General features: G+C 67.7%; 13 protein-coding genes and 1 tRNA gene. 11 read left to right on the forward strand and 3 right to left on the reverse strand.

Annotated elements, in window-relative coordinates:
- The first annotated feature begins 512 nt into the window (after positions 1-512).
- Positions 513-2,423 carry a molecular chaperone DnaK gene (gene dnaK / locus IPG05_05745; protein ID MBK6494587.1) on the forward strand — a complete coding sequence of 637 codons (1,911 nt, stop codon included), beginning with the start codon at positions 513-515 and terminating at the stop codon, positions 2,421-2,423.
- 116 nt (positions 2,424-2,539) lie between these two features.
- Complete coding sequence (locus IPG05_05750; GenBank protein MBK6494588.1) at positions 2,540-4,108, forward strand: trypsin-like peptidase domain-containing protein; 1,569 nt, start codon at positions 2,540-2,542, stop codon at positions 4,106-4,108.
- A gap of 5 nt (positions 4,109-4,113) precedes the next feature.
- On the opposite strand, the gene IPG05_05755 is transcribed toward IPG05_05750, so the two are convergent.
- The gene (locus IPG05_05755; GenBank protein MBK6494589.1) at positions 4,114-4,458 is read right to left on the reverse strand and encodes a hypothetical protein; all 345 of its coding nucleotides are present in this window, start codon (positions 4,456-4,458) and stop codon (positions 4,114-4,116) included.
- A gap of 105 nt (positions 4,459-4,563) precedes the next feature.
- Between IPG05_05755 and IPG05_05760 the strand changes: the two genes are divergently transcribed.
- Positions 4,564-4,645, forward strand: a tRNA-Leu gene (locus IPG05_05760).
- 33 nt (positions 4,646-4,678) lie between these two features.
- Here IPG05_05760 and IPG05_05765 read toward each other — a convergent pair.
- The gene (locus IPG05_05765) at positions 4,679-6,340 is read right to left on the reverse strand and encodes a M1 family metallopeptidase (GenBank protein MBK6494590.1); all 1,662 of its coding nucleotides are present in this window, start codon (positions 6,338-6,340) and stop codon (positions 4,679-4,681) included.
- Positions 6,341-6,381: 41 nt separating this feature from the next.
- Positions 6,382-6,756 (reverse strand): response regulator, encoded by a 375-nt coding sequence (locus tag IPG05_05770; GenBank protein ID MBK6494591.1) that lies wholly within the window; start codon positions 6,754-6,756, stop codon positions 6,382-6,384.
- Between the two features lie 87 nt (positions 6,757-6,843).
- Here IPG05_05770 and tig point away from each other — a divergent pair, with 87 nt between their 5' ends.
- The 8 genes from tig (at position 6,844) to IPG05_05810 (ending at position 16,841) form a co-directional block, all read left to right on the forward strand.
- Positions 6,844-8,100, forward strand: coding sequence for a trigger factor (tig, locus tag IPG05_05775; protein ID MBK6494592.1), 1,257 nt, complete (start codon positions 6,844-6,846; stop codon positions 8,098-8,100).
- Positions 8,101-8,111: 11 nt separating this feature from the next.
- The gene (gene clpP, locus IPG05_05780) at positions 8,112-8,717 is read left to right on the forward strand and encodes an ATP-dependent Clp endopeptidase proteolytic subunit ClpP (GenBank protein MBK6494593.1); all 606 of its coding nucleotides are present in this window, start codon (positions 8,112-8,114) and stop codon (positions 8,715-8,717) included.
- A 13-nt stretch (positions 8,718-8,730) separates the two neighbouring features.
- Positions 8,731-9,984 carry an ATP-dependent Clp protease ATP-binding subunit ClpX gene (gene clpX / locus IPG05_05785; GenBank protein MBK6494594.1) on the forward strand — a complete coding sequence of 418 codons (1,254 nt, stop codon included), beginning with the start codon at positions 8,731-8,733 and terminating at the stop codon, positions 9,982-9,984.
- Positions 9,981-10,622, forward strand: a complete 642-nt coding sequence (ysxC, locus tag IPG05_05790) for a ribosome biogenesis GTP-binding protein YsxC (GenBank protein ID MBK6494595.1) — start codon at positions 9,981-9,983, stop codon at positions 10,620-10,622. Before clpX ends, ysxC begins: the two co-directional genes overlap by 4 nt.
- Entirely contained in the window at positions 10,619-11,257 is a 639-nt protein-coding gene (locus tag IPG05_05795) for a hypothetical protein (GenBank protein ID MBK6494596.1), read from the forward strand. Before ysxC ends, IPG05_05795 begins: the two co-directional genes overlap by 4 nt.
- Positions 11,254-12,093, forward strand: a complete 840-nt coding sequence (locus IPG05_05800; protein ID MBK6494597.1) for an acyltransferase — start codon at positions 11,254-11,256, stop codon at positions 12,091-12,093. The genes IPG05_05795 and IPG05_05800 overlap by 4 nt, the downstream gene beginning before the upstream one ends.
- A 176-nt stretch (positions 12,094-12,269) precedes the next feature.
- Positions 12,270-15,020 carry a TonB-dependent receptor gene (locus IPG05_05805; GenBank protein MBK6494598.1) on the forward strand — a complete coding sequence of 917 codons (2,751 nt, stop codon included), beginning with the start codon at positions 12,270-12,272 and terminating at the stop codon, positions 15,018-15,020.
- A 150-nt stretch (positions 15,021-15,170) separates the two neighbouring features.
- A complete protein-coding gene (locus IPG05_05810; GenBank protein ID MBK6494599.1) occupies positions 15,171-16,841 on the forward strand; it encodes a fibronectin type III domain-containing protein in 1,671 nt (556 codons plus the stop codon).
- Positions 16,842-16,916 lie beyond the last annotated feature (75 nt).

The following is a 16,916-nucleotide window of genomic DNA, read 5'->3' on the forward strand; positions in this document are numbered from 1 at the left end:
CATGAATCGCTTCACCTGGGACGCCCGCACCAGCGACGGCCTCGGCGCCCCTCCGGGACGCTATCAGGTGAAGCTCACAGTCGAGCCGGCCGTCCGGACCGCGCCTCTTCGGCTGCGGATCGACCCGCGGGTCGCTGCGGGTGGCGTCACCGAGGCCGACCTGGTGGCCCAGTACCGGCACAACAAGATGATGCGGGCGATGAACACCGAGGTCACCCAGCTGGTCGGGAAGGTCCGCACCGCCGAGACCCGCCTCAAGGCCGCCGGGCCGGCCGCCGCCGACACCCTCAAGGCCGTCCAGGGGCTGGCCGCCACCCTGAACACCGAGGCCGTCCGCTACGGGAAGCCGGGGCTCCAGGCCCACATCTCCTACCTCGGCAGCATGACCGGGGGCGCCGACCAAGTCCTGCCATTCCGGCAGTCAATCCCGGTACGCCGATTGCCTTTCCCTTGGCCAATCGCGTCCGGGATTCGCCTGGACGCCATTCTGACGCCGGCGTTCAGGAGCAGATATGGCCTCGAAGATCATCGGGATCGACCTTGGAACCACCAACTCGGTGGTTTCCGTGATGGAAGGCGGCGAGCCCGTCGTCATCCCCAACGCCGAGGGGGGTCGGACGACCCCGTCGGTCGTCGCCTTCACCAAGGACGGTGAACGGCTCGTCGGTCAGGTCGCCAAGCGGCAGGCCGTGACCAACCCCAAGCAGACCATCTTCTCGATCAAGCGCTTCATGGGCCGTCGGGCCGCCGAGGTGAAGGAAGAGGCCTCGCGCGTGCCGTACCCCGTCAATGACGGCGCCAACGGCCTCGCCGCCGTCGAGATCCAGGGGAAGAAGTACACCCCGGCCGAAATCTCGGCGATGATCCTCCAGAAGATGAAGCAGACCGCCGAGGACTACCTCGGCCACAGCGTCGACAAGGCGGTCATCACCGTGCCGGCGTACTTCAACGACGCGCAGCGGCAGGCCACCAAGGATGCCGGCAAGATCGCCGGCCTCGAAGTGCTCCGCATCATCAACGAGCCGACCGCGGCCGCGCTGGCCTACGGCCTCGAGAAGAAGAAGGACGAGAAGATCGCCGTCTTCGACCTCGGCGGCGGCACGTACGACATCTCCGTCCTCGAGCTGGCCGAGGGTGTCTTCGAGGTGAAGAGCACCAACGGCGACACGCACCTGGGCGGTGACGACTTCGACCAGCGGCTGATCGACTGGCTCGTGGCGGAGTTCAAGAAGGACCAGGGAATCGACCTCTCGAAGGATCCGATGGCGCTCCAGCGCCTCAAGGAAGCCGCCGAGAAGGCCAAGATGGAGCTGTCGAGCACGACGCAGACCGACATCAACCTGCCGTTCATCACGGCCGATGCCTCGGGCCCGAAGCACCTGAACCTGCCGCTCACCCGCGCCAAGTTCGAGCAGCTGGTGGACGACCTCGTGCAGCGCTGCATTCCGCCGATGGAGATGGCGCTGAAGGATGCCGGCCTCAAGCCGGGCGAGATCGACGAGATCATCCTGGTCGGCGGCTCGACCCGCATCCCGAAGATCCAGGAGGTCGTGAAGGCGTTCTTCGGCAAGGAGCCGAATCGCTCGGTCAACCCCGACGAAGTCGTGGCGATCGGCGCGGCGATCCAGGGCGGCGTGCTCGGCGGCGAAGTGAAGGACGTGCTGCTGCTCGACGTCACCCCGTTGTCGCTCGGCATCGAGACGCTCGGCGGCGTCGCGACCGTGCTGATCCCGCGCAACACCACGATTCCGACCAAGAAGTCGGAGACGTTCAGCACGGCCGAGGACAACCAGACCACGGTCGAGATCCACGTCCTCCAGGGCGAGCGGCAGATGGCGCAGGACAACCGGACCATCGGCAAGTTCCAGCTGACCGGGATTCCGCCCGCTCCGCGCGGCATGCCGCAGGTCGAGGTGACCTTCGACATCGACGCCAACGGCATCCTGCACGTCTCGGCCAAGGACAAGGCGAGCGGCAAGGAGCAGAAGATCCGGATCGAGGCGTCGAGCGGGCTGTCGGACGCCGACATCGACAAGATGGTCAAGCAGGCCGAGGCGAACGCCAAGGAAGATCAGGAGCGCCGCGACGCGATCGAGGCGCGCAACCAGCTGGACGGCCTGGTCTACAAGGTCGAGAAGGACTCGAAGGAATGGGTCGACCGCCTGGCGGCCGACGTGAAGGAGCGGCTCGACAAGGCGGTCGAGGCGGGCAAGGAGGCCCTCCGGACCGGCGAGCCCGAGAAGATCAAGTCATCGCTGGACGAGCTGAACGTCGCCTATTCGGCGGCGGGCGCCTCGCTCTACCAGAACGCCCCGTCCGGGGAGGCCGAAGCCCCGGCCGGTGGGGAATCGCAGGGTGGCGCGCCGAAGGATGACGCCGTCGAGGCCGACTACGAGATCGTGGACGACACCCCGAAGGCGTAAGCGGAATCGCGCGACCGAATCTTTCGGTCGCGCATCCGAGTATTATCTAGTCAGAGTGGGCCGGGATCCCTGAGGGGACCCGGCCTGCCGAACATCCACCCCACGGACCGCAACCGATGTCGAATCACACGCGCAACTGGCTCAAGCTTACCGTCCTGGTCGGGCTCTCCTTCGTTCTGGGGCTCTTCTTCGCCGGCCTGCTCGATCTCCCCCATTCCTCACTGGCCCAGCAGGACGGGGCCGGCGGCCCGCCGATCGTTCCCGTCGACGCGCCGAGGATCCCTTCTGCCAAGCCGCTCGCCGAGATCTCCACGGCCTATGCGTCCGTGGTCGAAGCGGTCCGTCCGTCGGTGGTGTTCATCACCTCCGAGCGGCCGGATGGACAGGTGCTCGCACCGCATCGGTTGCCGCCGGGCTTCGAGATGCCGAAGCCGCGCGGCCAGGCCCCGGAGAACGACCAGTTCGAGGTCTCCAGCGGCTCGGGCTTCATCGTCTCGTCGGACGGCTACATCATCACCAACCATCACGTGATCGAGGGCGCCAGCAGCGTGAAGGTCGGCCTGCTCGACGGCCGCACCTTCGACGCCACCGTGGTCGGCTCCGACAAGGACACCGACGTCGGCGTGCTCAAGATCGACGCGACCGGCCTGACGCCCGCCGCCCTCGGCTCGTCCGACGGCGTGCGCGTCGGCGAGTGGGTCCTGGCGATCGGCAATCCGCTCGGCGCCGACCTCACCTTCTCGGTGACGCAGGGCATCGTCAGCGCGAAGGGCCGCGGCGTCCTCGACCGCAACGATCCGGCGCGCAACCAGCGCGAGATCGCCGACTACATCCAGACCGACGCCGCCATCAACCGCGGCAACTCGGGCGGCCCGCTCGTCAACGTGCGCGGTGAAGTCATCGGCATCAACTCGGCGATCGCCTCGTACACCGGCTACTACGCCGGCTACGCCTTCGCCATCCCGATCGACCTGGCCCGCAACGTGATGAACCAGATCATTCGCCACGGCAAGGTGGTGCGCTCCGCCCTCGGCATCACGGTGAAGGATGCCGACGCCGAAGACGCCGCCTATGTCGGCCTCGATGCCGTCGCCGGCGTCCGCGTCGATGGTTTCGGCGAAGACTCGCCCGCCAAGCGCGCCGGCCTGCTGCCGGGTGACGTGATCGTCGCGATCGACGGGCAGCCGATGAAGTACACGGCGCAGCTGCAGCAGGCGATCGCCTTCAAGGATCCGGGCACCACCGTCGCCGTCGCCGTGGCGCGCGGCACCGGCCGCAAGGAATTCACCGTCCGGATCTCGGCGATTCCGAACGACGCGGAGGAGGTGGCGGCGGCCCCGGTCGAGAAGAAGAAGCCGGCCACACCCAACACCAACCGCCTCGGCATCACTGTCGAACCGCTCAGCGCCATCACGGTGCGTCAGCTCGGGTTGCCGAACAGCACCAAGGGGTTGCTGGTCCGCTCGATCAATCACGGCTCGCCGGCCGACGGGAAGCTCTTCTCGGCCGACCGCGACCCGCGCGCCGACGTGATCACCGAAGTGGAAGGAAAGAGCGTCCGTACCGAGGACGACCTCAAGGCCGCGCTCGCCAATGCCCGCAACGGCGTCGTCACGCTGATGGTGCTGAACCCGAGCAGCGGCGGGATTACCCGGATCGAGCGGGTGCGGGTGATCGCCAAGTAGCGATGCTACTTCTTCGGCGGCACCGGAATCTTCTGAATCGCGGCTTCCTTCTCCCAGTAGTTCCAGCCCCAGCCGCTGACCTTGCCGTCGGCATAGACGACCGGGCTCATGGCGCGCCACTCGACCGAGTCGGTGAGGGCGACTTCCTTCAGGGTATAGAACTGGATCTCCCAGAGCTTCCCGCCGGTGGCGTAGGAGGCCATGGAATGGGCATCGGTCTTCATCAGGACGGCGACGCTGTCCTTGCTGATGCCGGCCGAGAGCTTCTTGAGGCGGCTGTCGCCGCAGGCGGAGAGCACCGCCACACCGAGCAGGGCCACGACGGCCCGGGTCTGCCAACCATGCTTCACGCTGATCCTCGTCGTGCTGGGGTGAATAGCGTCGTAAGATAGCGACCCGGCGCCCGGGCGTGGAACCGGTGGCGCGGCCGCGTTAGCTTCGGGTGGCAGCCCCACGCGAGCGTGGCGGAACTGGCAGACGCGCAGGACTTAGGATCCTGTCCTGAAAGGGGTCCGGGTTCGACTCCCGGCGCTCGCATCCTGACGGCGAAGCGAACGGCGACCTGAGGATCTATGGCACCTTGGTCCGGACGACCTTGATGTAATAGTTCGGGTTGACCACGAATTGGTCCATTTCGGCCTTGGGCCTCACCTGCCACTCCGTGGTCGGGTGGAGGGCGAGCGTGAGCGGCACCGACGTGGTCGCCTGTGAGTAGATCAGCGTCAAGTTGAATCCCGGCACCACGTCACTCCACTTGTAGGCCACCCCATTCGGCCGTTCTTCCAGCTGAAGGGTGGGGATCATCGTCGTCTCGAGGTACTGACGGAAGATCGGCTCGAGATCGACGCCCGGCGATTGCTTCCGCACGCCGGCCGCGATGTAGTCCCGCACCTGCTGGCCCGTAACCGTCTGGTGCCAGAAGGTCTTGTTCAGGCCGCGCAGGATGTTTCGCCACGCTTCGTCATTGTCCAGAATGTGGCGGATCATGTGCAGCATGTTCCCGCCCTTCGGGTACATGTCGCCCGAGCCCTGCGCGTTCACGCCGCGCGCGGGAATGATCGGCTTGTCGTTGCGGATGCCGGTCCGGGTGCCGATCACGTACTTCGCCCCCGCGTCCTTCCCCTGCTGACATTCGGTGTAGAGCCCTTCCGCGTAATTGGCGAAGGACTCGTGCACCCACATGTCGGCGTTGTCCTTCGCCGTGATGTTGTTGGCGAACCACTCGTGCGCGCTCTCATGCACGGTGATGAAGTCCCACTTGAGGCCGAGGCCGGTGCCGGAGAGGTCGCGGCCGCGGTAGCCGTTCTTGAATTCATTGCCGTAGGCGACGGCGCTCTGGTGTTCCATGCCGAGGTGCGGCGCCTCGACCAGCTTGAAGCCGTCCTCGTACCAGGGATACGGGCCGAACCAGTGCTCGAAGCAGGAGAGCATCGGCCGCACCTGCTGCCACTGCACCCGCGCGGTATCGGCGTGAATCGCGAGCGGCCAGAAGTCGAGCGTGAGGCTGCCGGCCTCGCCGGCGAAGCGCTCGCTCCAGTGCGCGTACGTTCCCGCGTTGATCGCGATGCCATAGGCATTGATCGGCGAGGTGACGAACCACTCCCACGTGGTGGTCCCATCGCCGTTGGCCTTGGTGCTGCGGAGCCGGCCGTTCGAGACGTTCACCATCGGGTCGGGCACCGTGATGGCGACGCGCTGAGAGTCCGGCTCATCGGCGTCGTAGTCCTTGAGCGGCCACCAGACGGAGGCCCCGAGCCCCTGATTCGCCGTGGCGATGAAGGCCTGCCCGAGCGAGTCCTTCTTCCAGATCAGGCCGCCATCCCAGGGCGGATTCTTCGCCGCGCGTGGCGTGCCGTGGTAGTAGACGGTGAGCTGCTTCGTCGTGCCGGCCCGCTGCGGCGCCACCAGCGCCACGAAGAAGGCGTTTCCCGCCCGTCGATGACGCAGCGCCCGGCCGTCCTGGCGAATGCTGTCCACCTCGAGCGGCGTCTGCAGGTCGAGTTGCATCTCGCGGGCTGGGCGCAGGACGCGATAGCGGATCGTGTTCTGGCCGCGGATGGTGCTGTCGACCGGCTGAATGCGGACCTGCAGGTCGTAGAAGGTGGCGTCCCACCAGCTTCGACCCGGGCCGTTGCTGCCACGGAGCGTATCGGCATGGGTGAAGCGCGCCGGGGCCTGCGCCGAGGCGCCGCTGGCGACAATCAGGAGCAACCAGAGCGAACGAAGCGACATCGGGAGGTCCGCAGCAGGACCGGCGGCCTGGGGCCGGGCGGTCAGTGAATCGGAGGGTGCAGCAACGCAATCCGGACAGCATCGACCACCAGCTCGAGGTCGTCGAGCTTGCCGAGCAGCGGCACGCCGAGGCGCTCGATCGGCTGGTGCACTGCCGGGTCGCGATTCGCCCCGGTGAGGAAGACCACGCGGCTCCGGAGGGCGGGGGCGACTTCGACCAACTGTTGGTAGAAGTCCAGACCACTGACCTCGGGCATCAGGACGTCACAGACCACGGCATCGGGGCCCGGGAGCAGGAGCAGCGCCTCGGGGCCGGATGCCGCCTCGGTCACCACGTAGCCGTGATGCTCGAAGGTCCGACGCAGGACCCGGCGGATCGAGGGATCGTCATCTACGACAAGGATTTGAGCCTTCATCCCCGTAAGAACCCCTCGCCGTCCATCAGCGTCAAGTGTGGCGGATGAATTGACCCCCCGGCCACGCGGCGGGTAACTTTCCGGGCTATGACCGAAATCACCTACCGAATTGCCGCCGAAGATGTCGCCTCCAAGACCGTCGAGGTGACCGTCCCCGTGGAACGCCTGGCCGATGCCGAGCGCCGCGCCGTCCGCGAATATGCCCGCCAGATCCGGCTTCCGGGCTTCCGGAAGGGCCACGCCCCCGAGGCGGTGGTCCGGAAGAAGTTCGACCAGGAGATCAAGCGCTGGGTGCTGGAAGACTCGCTCCGCCAGGGATGGGAGTTGATTCTCAAGGAAGGCGACCTCAAGCCGACGGCCGACCCGCAGATCCGCAAGGTCACCTTCGAGCCCGACCAGCCGTTGACCTTCGAAATCCTGGTCGAGATCCGTCCGGAGTTGGCCCTGGCCACCGTCGGGGGCTTCGCGATCAGCCGTCCTGCCGTCGCCGTGACCGATGAGATGGTCGAGGAGCAGCTGGACCGCCTGCGCGAGCAGAAGGCCACCTGGACGCCGCTGGAGGGCGTGCAACCGGCGCCGGGCCACCTCGTCTCCGTGAGCGTGACGACGATCGAAGAGGGGAAGGAGCCGGTCGAAGGAGCGCCCTACTCGCTGGTGATTGGCCAGGGACAGGCGATCCCCGAGCTCGAAGAGCGGATCCTCACCCTCAAGCCGGGTGAGACGTCGGAGGGCGATGTTCGCTTTCCGGAGGACCACCCCGATACCACCCGCCGCGGCCAGAGCCGTCGGATCCGGGTGACCCTGCACGAGGTCAAGTCGCAGCTCCTGCCGCCCCTGGATGACGCCTTTGCCCGGGAAGTCGGGGAATTCGAGTCGGCCGCCGCCCTGACCGCGCAGGTCCGCGAGGACGTGGCCGCCGAGGCGACCCGGAACGCCGATCAGGCCGTCCGGGAGCAGTTGGTCCAGAAGATCGTCGAGGCCAATAACGTCCCGGCCCCGGAGAACCTGGTCCACCGCCTCCTGCACGCCTACGCCGAGGGGTACCAGATCCCCAAGGAGCAGTTCGAGACCTTCGCCCAGTCGTTCCACCCGATCGCCGAGTCGCAGGTGCGCCGGGAATTGGTGCTGGATGCGGTGGCCACGGCCCAGAACCTGCACGCGACCGAGCAGGACCTCGACGCCCGGGTGGCCGAACTGGCCGGGGCCCGGGGGGTCGAACCGGGGAAGCTTTACGCCTCGTTGCAGCAGGCCAACCGCCTGGGCGAGCTGGAGCGCTCCCTGACCGAGGAAAAGACCTTCAGCTGGCTCCTGGGCCAGTCCACCGTTACCGAGAGCGCGGCGTGACCCACAGCGCGATCTATCCGCCGTACATTATCGAGAAGTCCGCTCGCGGCGAGCGGACCTACGACATCTTCTCCCGTCTGCTGATGGACCGGATCGTCTTCCTCGGCGCCGGGATCAACGACGACGTCGCGAACATCATCATCGCGCAGCTGCTCTTCCTCGAGGCCGACAACCCCGAGAAGGACATCTACCTCTACCTGAATTCGCCGGGCGGGATTGTCTCCAGCGGCATGGCGATCTACGACACGATGCAGCACCTGCGGGCACCGATCAACACGATCTGCATGGGGATGGCCGCCTCGATGGGGTCGTTCCTCCTGGCCGCCGGGACCAAGGGGAAGCGGGCGGCGTTGCCGCACGCGCGGATCATGATCCACCAGCCCTCGGGCGGGACGCAGGGGACCGCGGCCGACATCGAGATCCAGGCCCGCGAGATTCTCTACCTCCGCGGCCGGATGAACGAGTTGTACGCGAAGCACACCGGGCAGCCGCTCGAGCGGATCGAGAAGGACATGGAGCGGGATCGCTTCATGAGCGCGGAGGAGGCCGTCGAGTACGGCCTGGTCGACACCATCCTGACCCCGCGCAAGGTGGAATCGCCACAGCCCAAGGGCTGAGAAGGAGTCGCCGGTGTCCAACGACAAGCATCTCCGCTGCAGTTTCTGCGGCAAGAGCAAGGACTCCGTCCGGAAGTTCATCTCCGGACCGTCCGTGTACATCTGCAATGAGTGCATCACGCTCTGCAACGAGATCCTGGCGGAGGACGAGGAGCGCGAGACCACCGACGGACAGCGCACGGTCCCCACGCCGCAGGAGATCAAGGCGACCCTGGACCAGTACGTGGTGGGGCAGGAACGCGCCAAGCGGTCGTTGTCGGTGTCGGTCTACAATCACTATCGCCGCATCACGGCTGGCCCGCGCGAGGCCGGTGACGTCGAGCTCGAGAAGTCGAACATCCTGGTGCTCGGCTCGACCGGCACCGGCAAGACGCTGCTGGCGCAGACGCTGGCGCGCATCCTCGACGTCCCCTTCACCATCGCCGACGCCACCACGCTGACCGAGGCCGGCTACGTCGGCGAGGACGTCGAGAACATCCTCGTGCGGCTGCTGCAGGCCGGCGACTTCAACGTCGCCGAGTGCGAGCGCGGCATCGTCTACATCGACGAGATCGACAAGATCGCGCGCAAGTCGGAGAACCCGAGCATCACGCGCGACGTCTCCGGCGAGGGCGTGCAGCAGGCGCTGCTGAAGATCCTCGAGGGGACCGTGGCGAGCGTGCCGCCGCAGGGTGGCCGCAAGCATCCGCAGCAGGAATACATCCAGATCAACACCAAGGACATCCTGTTCATCTGTGGCGGTGCCTTCGACGGGCTCGACAAGATCATCGAGGCCCGACTCGGACGGCAGCGGATCGGCTTCGCCCAGGAAGCGGAGACGCCGGCGATCGGCGGGCCGGTCGTGCCACTCGAGGGCTATGCCGCGGTGGAACCGGACGACCTGCTGCGCTACGGGATCATCCCCGAGCTGGTGGGCCGCCTCCCGGTGCTGGTGCCGCTCGAGGCGCTCGACGAGGAGGCCCTGGTGCGCATTCTCACCGAGCCGAAGAACGCGCTGACGAAGCAGTACCAGCGGATCTTCGAGCTGGAAGGCGTCGGCCTCACCTTCGATCCCGAGGCACTCCGCGAAGTCGCCCGCAAGGCACTCACGCGGCAGACCGGTGCCCGCGGCCTCCGCGCCATCCTGGAGTCCGTAATGACCGACATCATGTTTGACCTGCCGTCGCGGCATGACGTGCGCGAGGTGATCATTACCCCGGAGTCGATCGTGAACGGTGTCTCGCCGCTCGTCATCACCGAGCGGGCGCGCCAGAAGAAGGAGGCGTGAGCGCCGCCGCGGTGCCGGCCGAGGTCTCGCCACTCGCCCGGCTCCCGATCGAGTTCCTCGGCTCCTTCCCGGATCCGATGCATCGCCTCGATCCGGTCCTGCCCGAATTCGCGATGATTGGCCGCTCCAATGTCGGCAAGTCGTCGTTGCTCAATGCCCTCGTCGGACGGCGCAGCCTGGCGCGCGTGTCGCAGACGCCCGGCAAGACGCAGCTGCTCAACATCTATCAGCTGCCGTCGCTCTACCTGATCGACCTCCCGGGCTACGGCTTTGCCCAGGCCGACAAGGGGACGCGGCTCGCCTACCGAAAGCTGCTCGAGAGCTTCCTGCGGAAGCGTACCACCCTCACGGGGGTGGTCTGGCTGCTCGACATCCGCCACAAGCCCTCGAAGGACGACGGCGACTTCCACACCCTGCTGACGGACTCCGGCTGTGCGGTGCTGGCAGTGCTGACCAAGGCCGACAAGCTGACCCGCTCGGGGCGCGCCAAGGCCGCGGCGGAACGGGCCGACGCGATCGGCTTTCCGCTCGACCAGGTGCAGGTCGTGAGCGCCGAGACTGGCTTGGGGATCGCCGAATTGGGCGCCTCGCTCCTCGCGGCAGCAATGGAGCCGATCACGCCGGAGCCTGCGGCGTGATCCGGCGTCGTGCCCTCCGCTTCGCAGTGGCGTTCGGCCTCCTGGGCGCGCCGGTGCTCACGGCCCAGACCAAGACGCTGCCCGATTCGGCCAGCCTCATCCCGGCCGGCTTCGGTCGCCTCAATCAGGACGTGATCACCCTTCGCCTCGGCACCGGGTCGCTCGACATCCGGATCGTCCCGCTCGAGGAAGGGTTGCTGCGACTCCTGTCACCGGACGGCTACCGCGCGCTGACCAATCTCGTGGCGGGCGAGCAGAAGCGGCTCGATTCGCTCGGCGCGGCACGCGGCCTCCGGCAACCCGGGCTCGCCCTGGTCACGTTCTTCGGGCTGGCGCCGAATACCCGGTTCGACCCGCAGTTGCTGACCGTGATGGGGCGGAACCAGCTCTATCGACCGGTCGGCGTGCTGCCGCTCTCACCCGGCTTCTCGAATCAGCAGCTCGACGCGCGCGGGCAGGCCACGGCGATCATCGTCTATGAGCGCCCCTTGCCGGTGCTCGAGCCGTTCACGGTGAGCTACCTGAGCGCCAGCAGCACGGAATGGGAGCGGAAGCTGCAACGGCTGAACGCGGAACGCGCCCGCATCGTCGGTCGTGCCGCGGCGGCCCCGGACACGGGCCGCCGAGTCCCATGACGTTGCGTCCACTTCGGCGCGTCAGCGTGCCCGAGGCGATCCGACAGCACCGCGACGCCTGGCTCGCGGATCTTCAGCACGCCCTCACCGCGCCCGGCGCCGACTGGTCCGCCATCACCGCCGAGACGCTCTACGGGCTGAGCTACCCGGGCCAGGGGACGCTCGCGGAACGGCTCGCCGACCCCGCCCTGCCCCTCACCGCCCGCATTGCGCTCGAGTCGCTCGATCCGCGGCACGTCACCCTCGAGCCGGAGTACTACGCCGAGATCGACGAGGCGCGCTTTGCCCGGGTCAAGCCGTTGCTCTGGCTCTGGTACTCCTTCGATCGGCTGCCGCTCGGCGGGCAGCATGTCGACTTGGGCATCGAGTTCCGGCGGCTGCTGGCTCCGCACATCTTCGCGCGCGTCGGCGAGCGCTTCAAGTGCTTCCAGCACGTGGAGTTCTCCTTCGGCTACGGCATGGAAGTGGGCGACGACGTGGTGGTCCATCGGCACGTCCTGCTCGATGATCGTGGTGGCATCGTGCTGGGCAATCGGGTGTCGATCTCGGATTACGCCAACATCTACTCGCATACCCACAGCATCGTGGAACAGAAGGACGTCACGACGCTCCAGACGGTGCTCGAGGACGACGTCCGGATCACCTACCACGCCACGGTGCTCGCCGGCGTGCGCGTCGGAGAGAACGGGATGGTCGGCGCCAATGCGCTCGCCACCAAGGACGTCCGCCCCTACCACGTCCACGTGGGAATCCCGGCCAAGTCGATCCGGGTCAAGCCCAACGCCCCATCCGCCCACACCAGCACGTTCAGGACCCCCCGCCACAGCGAGTCGTGACCCGGCCGTGACCCCCTTGGCACGTCCAGGGGTGGCGGGCGCACTCTGTGACACAATCGTTGCCGAAACCGTGACCGAACCGTCACGCGTTTCGGCGACCTTTGTCGTGCTGTGGGGGGAGGTGCGCCGACGAGCGGACACATCCCCGGGACCACACGGACCTTGGGACGGACTTCATGACGGCAGGATTCGCGCGACGGCTGGGCCTGGTACTCTCCCTTCTCTTGCCGGCGGGCCTCGCGGCCCAGGGCACCGGACGGATTGTCGGCCGGATTGTCGACGCCGACGGCAACATCCCGCTCGGCGGCGCGCGCATCGCCATCGTGGGCACGCCCCGGATGGCGCAGAGCGCGGTGGACGGTCGCTACTCGCTGACCAACGTCGCGGTCGGGACCGTCTCCCTCCGGATCACCAACATCGGCTACGCCCCGAAGACCATCACGGAGGTGGCGGTCACCGACGGCGGCGTCACGACCCTCGACATCACCCTCTCGGCGCAGGCGGTCCAGCTGACCGAGATCACGGTGACGGCTGCCGCCGAGCGCGGCTCCGTCTCGGCGGCGCTCGACGAACAGCGTAGCGCGGTCGGGATCGTGAACGCGATCTCCTCCGAGCAGATCGCCCGCTCCCCCGACGGCGACGCGGCCGCGGCGGTGCAGCGCGTCAGTGGCGCCACGGTCCAGGACGGCAAGTACGTCTTCGTCCGCGGCCTTGGCGATCGCTACACGCAGGCCTCGCTCAACGGCGCCCGCATCCCGTCGCCGGAGCCGGAGAAGAAGGTCGTGCCGCTCGACCTCTTCCCGTCGTCGCTGCTCGAGGGGATCACCACCTCGAAGACCTTCACCCCCGATCAGCCGGGCGACTTCTCCGGCGCGCTGGTGAACATCAAGACGAAGGAATTCTCGGGGAAGCGGTTCACCGCCTTCTCGATCACGACCGGCGCCAATGACGCGATCACCGGGCAGTCCGGCCGTTTCGCCCCGTCGACCGGCCGCGACTGGCTGGCGTTGGGTGGGGCGGCACGCCGCCTGCCGAGCGCGGTGTCGAGCACCGACTTCACGCAGCAGCTGCCGGCCTCCCAGGCCAACGCGCTGATCGGCCAGCTGCGCAATGTCTGGTCGCCGACGTCGCGGACCGGGGCGCCGAATGCCGGCTTCGGCATGACGCTCGGGGGCAACCTGCCGACGGGTGGGACCGGAGTGAGCTACCTCCTCTCGGGGACCTACTCCTTCTCGCAGGAGACGCGGGCCGGGTCACGCCGCGCGCTCGCGCAGGTGTCCGGCGCCGGCACGGCCGAGGAACTCGACCGCTACGACGGCGATCTGGGCCGCAACAGCGTGCTCTGGGGCGGGATCGCGAACCTCAGCACGACGATCGGCAGCCGCAGCAAGGTCGCCCTGAACAACACGTACAACCGCACGATGGACAACGAAGGGCGCCTGGAGACGGGCCGCTCGGAGAACCTGTCGCAGGACCTGCAGATCCAGCGACTCCGGTACGTCGAGCGGAACGTCCGTTCGACGCAGCTGGCGCTGACGCACGACATTGGTCGGGGCCAGCAGATCGAGTGGGGCGTCACGGCGTCGGGTGTGACCCGCCGCGAGCCGGATCGTTCGGAAATCGTGTACTCGCTGCCCGAGGGCGGCGGTGCGCCGCAGTGGTTCGGCTTCTCCAACGAGGCGGCCGTCCGGACCTTCGCCGACCTCAAGGAGAACTCGCTCGAAGCCAACGTGAACTGGCGCCTGTCGCTTGGTGCCGCGTCGGTCGGGCGCTCGCTCAAGGTGGGCGGGCTCTACCGCACGACCGACCGCGACGCGGTGAACACCTCCTACTCGCTCTCGCTCGCGCGTGCGCTGGGCGCCGCCGACCTCGCGTTGCCCGCCGAAGAGCTGTTCGATGGCCGCTTCACGGCCGGCGACCAGCAGACGCTGCGCATCGTCCCGCTCGCCGCCGGCGGTTCGTACACCGCCAGCGACCGGCTTGGGGCCGGCTACGCCATGGTCACCTGGCCGCTCTCCGGTTCGCTCGAGCTGATCGGTGGCGCCCGCGTGGAACACTCCGAGGTCGAGGTCTCGTCGCTGTCGTCGGCCGGCGAGCCGTCGCTGGCCACGCCGTCCTTCACCGACGTGCTTCCGTCGCTGGCGATGAACCTCCGGTTGTCGGAACGGGCCTCGGTCCGCCTCTCGGCGACGCAGACGCTCTCACGTCCCGAGTACCGTGAGCTCTCGCCGGTGCTGTTCCGTGAAGTGATCGGGGCGGACAACGTCAAGGGCAATCCGAACCTCACCCGGGCGTTGATCCAGAACTACGACCTCCGCTGGGAGCTCTACCCGAGCCGCGGCGAGATCCTGTCGCTCGGCGTCTTCGCGAAGCGGTTCGAACGCCCGATCGAGCGGATCTATCAGGGCACGTCCGGGACGCGCATCATCACCTACGTCAACGCCAAGTCCGCCAACAACTATGGCGCGGAAATCGAGCTCCGGAAGGAGCTGGCCGGGCTGAGCTCGGCGCTCAAGACTTTCTCGATCGCCGCGAACGCCACGGTGATGAAGTCGACCATCGAGATCGACCCGACCTCGGGCTCGATCACGAGCGCGTCGCGCAAGATGGTGGGCCAGGCGCCGTACGTGCTCAACGGCGGTCTCACCTGGACGCACCCGACCGCGCCGGCCTCTGCCACCCTGCTCTTCAATCGCGTCGGCGCCCGGATCACCGAGGCCGGCGAGCAGCCGCTGCCGGACGTGGTGGAACAGTCGCGCAACGTGCTCGACCTCTCGCTCCGCTTCCCGCTCCTCGCCGGCGTCGCCGCCCGCGTCGATGCCCGCAACCTGCTGGATGCGCCGTACCAGATCCTGCAGGGCGACGTGATCCGCGAGCGGTACCGCGGCGGGCGGACGGTCAGCGTGGGGTTCAGCTGGAAGCAGTAATCGATGATCGATCATCGATGATCGATGATCGATTCTGTGGATTGTGACGACGTTGTGACCCGATCACGACCAAACGCCGACACCCCAGGGGTTTCTTCCCTTCGGATGTCGGCGTTTTGCCGTCTTGCACCACCCACCACGAGGACCACGATGATGCCTGGCTTTGCTTCGACCACCCGCGCGGCGATGCTCCTGACGCTCGCCCTGCTTGGCGCCTGCTCCGAGGACCCGGTGACACCGCCGGCCAATGATGCCCCGACCGGGTTGGCCGCGGCGGCGACGGGCCAGACCACCATCCGCGTGACGTGGACCGCGCCGGCGACGGCCGCCACGTCGTTCGTTCTGCAGCGCGCCACCGGCGCGGCCGGCGCCTTCGCGACGATCACGTCGCCGGCCGCCACCGCCACCCAGTACGATGACGCCGGGCTGACCCTCGGCACGCAGTATCGCTATCGCCTCGCGGCGGTGCGCGCCGCAGGCACCTCGGCCTACTCGACCGAAGCGACGGCAACGACGGCTGGCGTCGGTGCCATCGAAGTCACCGCCGACATCACCACCAACACCACGTGGACCCCCGCGAACGTCTACCGGCTGAAGGGCTTCCGGAAGGTCGCCAACGGCGCCACGCTGACGATCGAGGCCGGCACCCGCATCGAGGGTGACTTCGCCACCGTCGGCTCGTCGCTCTTCGTGCTGCGTGGCGCCCGGATCGTGGCCAACGGCACCGCGGCCGATCCGATCGTCTTCACCTCGTCGCAGACGGCCGGCACGCGCCAGTCCGGCGACTGGGGCGGCCTGGTCATCGTCGGCAACGGCGTCATCAACCGCTCGGGCGTCGTGAACATCGAAGGGACCGGCACGTCGGTCGACAATGCCCTGGTTCCCTATTCGGGCGGCAACAACAACGGCGACAACAGCGGCCGCCTGAGCTACGTGCGCGTCGAGTACGCCGGCTTCGGTCCCGCGCAGGATGCCGAGCTCAATTCCTTCACGCTCGCGGCGGTCGGCAGCGCTACGGTCATCGACCACCTCGAGGCGTTGAACGGCCTCGATGACCACTTCGAGATCTTCGGTGGGGCGCTCGACGCGAAGTACCTGGTGTCGTACCAGGCCGGCGACGACCACTTCGACATGTCTGAAGGCTTTGTGGGTCGCCTGCAGTACCTGGTCGGCTTCCAGAGCAAGGTGCTGGTCCCGCGCGCTGGCGCCGGCAACGTCTCCTCGGATCCGCAGGGCATCGAGAACGACGGCTGCAACGGCTCGGGCTGCGACAACGGCTTCGACACCACGCCGTTCACGGTCCCGGTGGTCGCCAACTTCACGCTGGTCGGCACCGGGCCGGGCGTCGTCGGCGCCTCGGGCGGGTATGGCGCCGTGCTCCGTCGCGGAACGGGCGGGCACTACGTCAACGGCATCTTCGCTCGCTGGCCCGCTGCCGCGATCGGCTATCGTGACGCCGCGTCGAAGACGCGCGAAACGAACGGCCTGCTCTCGTTCAAGGGCGTGTTCGTCGCCGAGTCGCCGGTGGCCTTCCAGGCCGGCCAGCAGACCTACGCCGGCAACGTGGCCGACGTCGACTTCCAGGGTGCCACCACCGCCGTCTCGCTGTTCACGAAGCTCCCGGCCACCCCGACCGCGGTCGCCGACTTCGACTGGTCGCTGGCGGCTGCCGTCGCCCCGCGCACCGGTGGCGTGACCACCTTCACCGGTGACCTGCTCACCCGCGCCGGCGCCTTCATCACCGGCACGAGCTACCGTGGCGCGGCAGCTCCGGCCGGCACGCAGTGGTGGGAAGGGTGGACGTCGTACAGCAACAACTGAGGTGGTAGGTCGTAGGTCGTAGGTCGTAGGTCGTAGGTCGTAGGTCGTAGGTCGTTAGAGTTCAGGGTCGCAGGT

The organism is Gemmatimonadota bacterium (assembly GCA_016704275.1).
Lineage (GTDB): Bacteria > Gemmatimonadota > Gemmatimonadetes > Gemmatimonadales > GWC2-71-9 > Palsa-1233.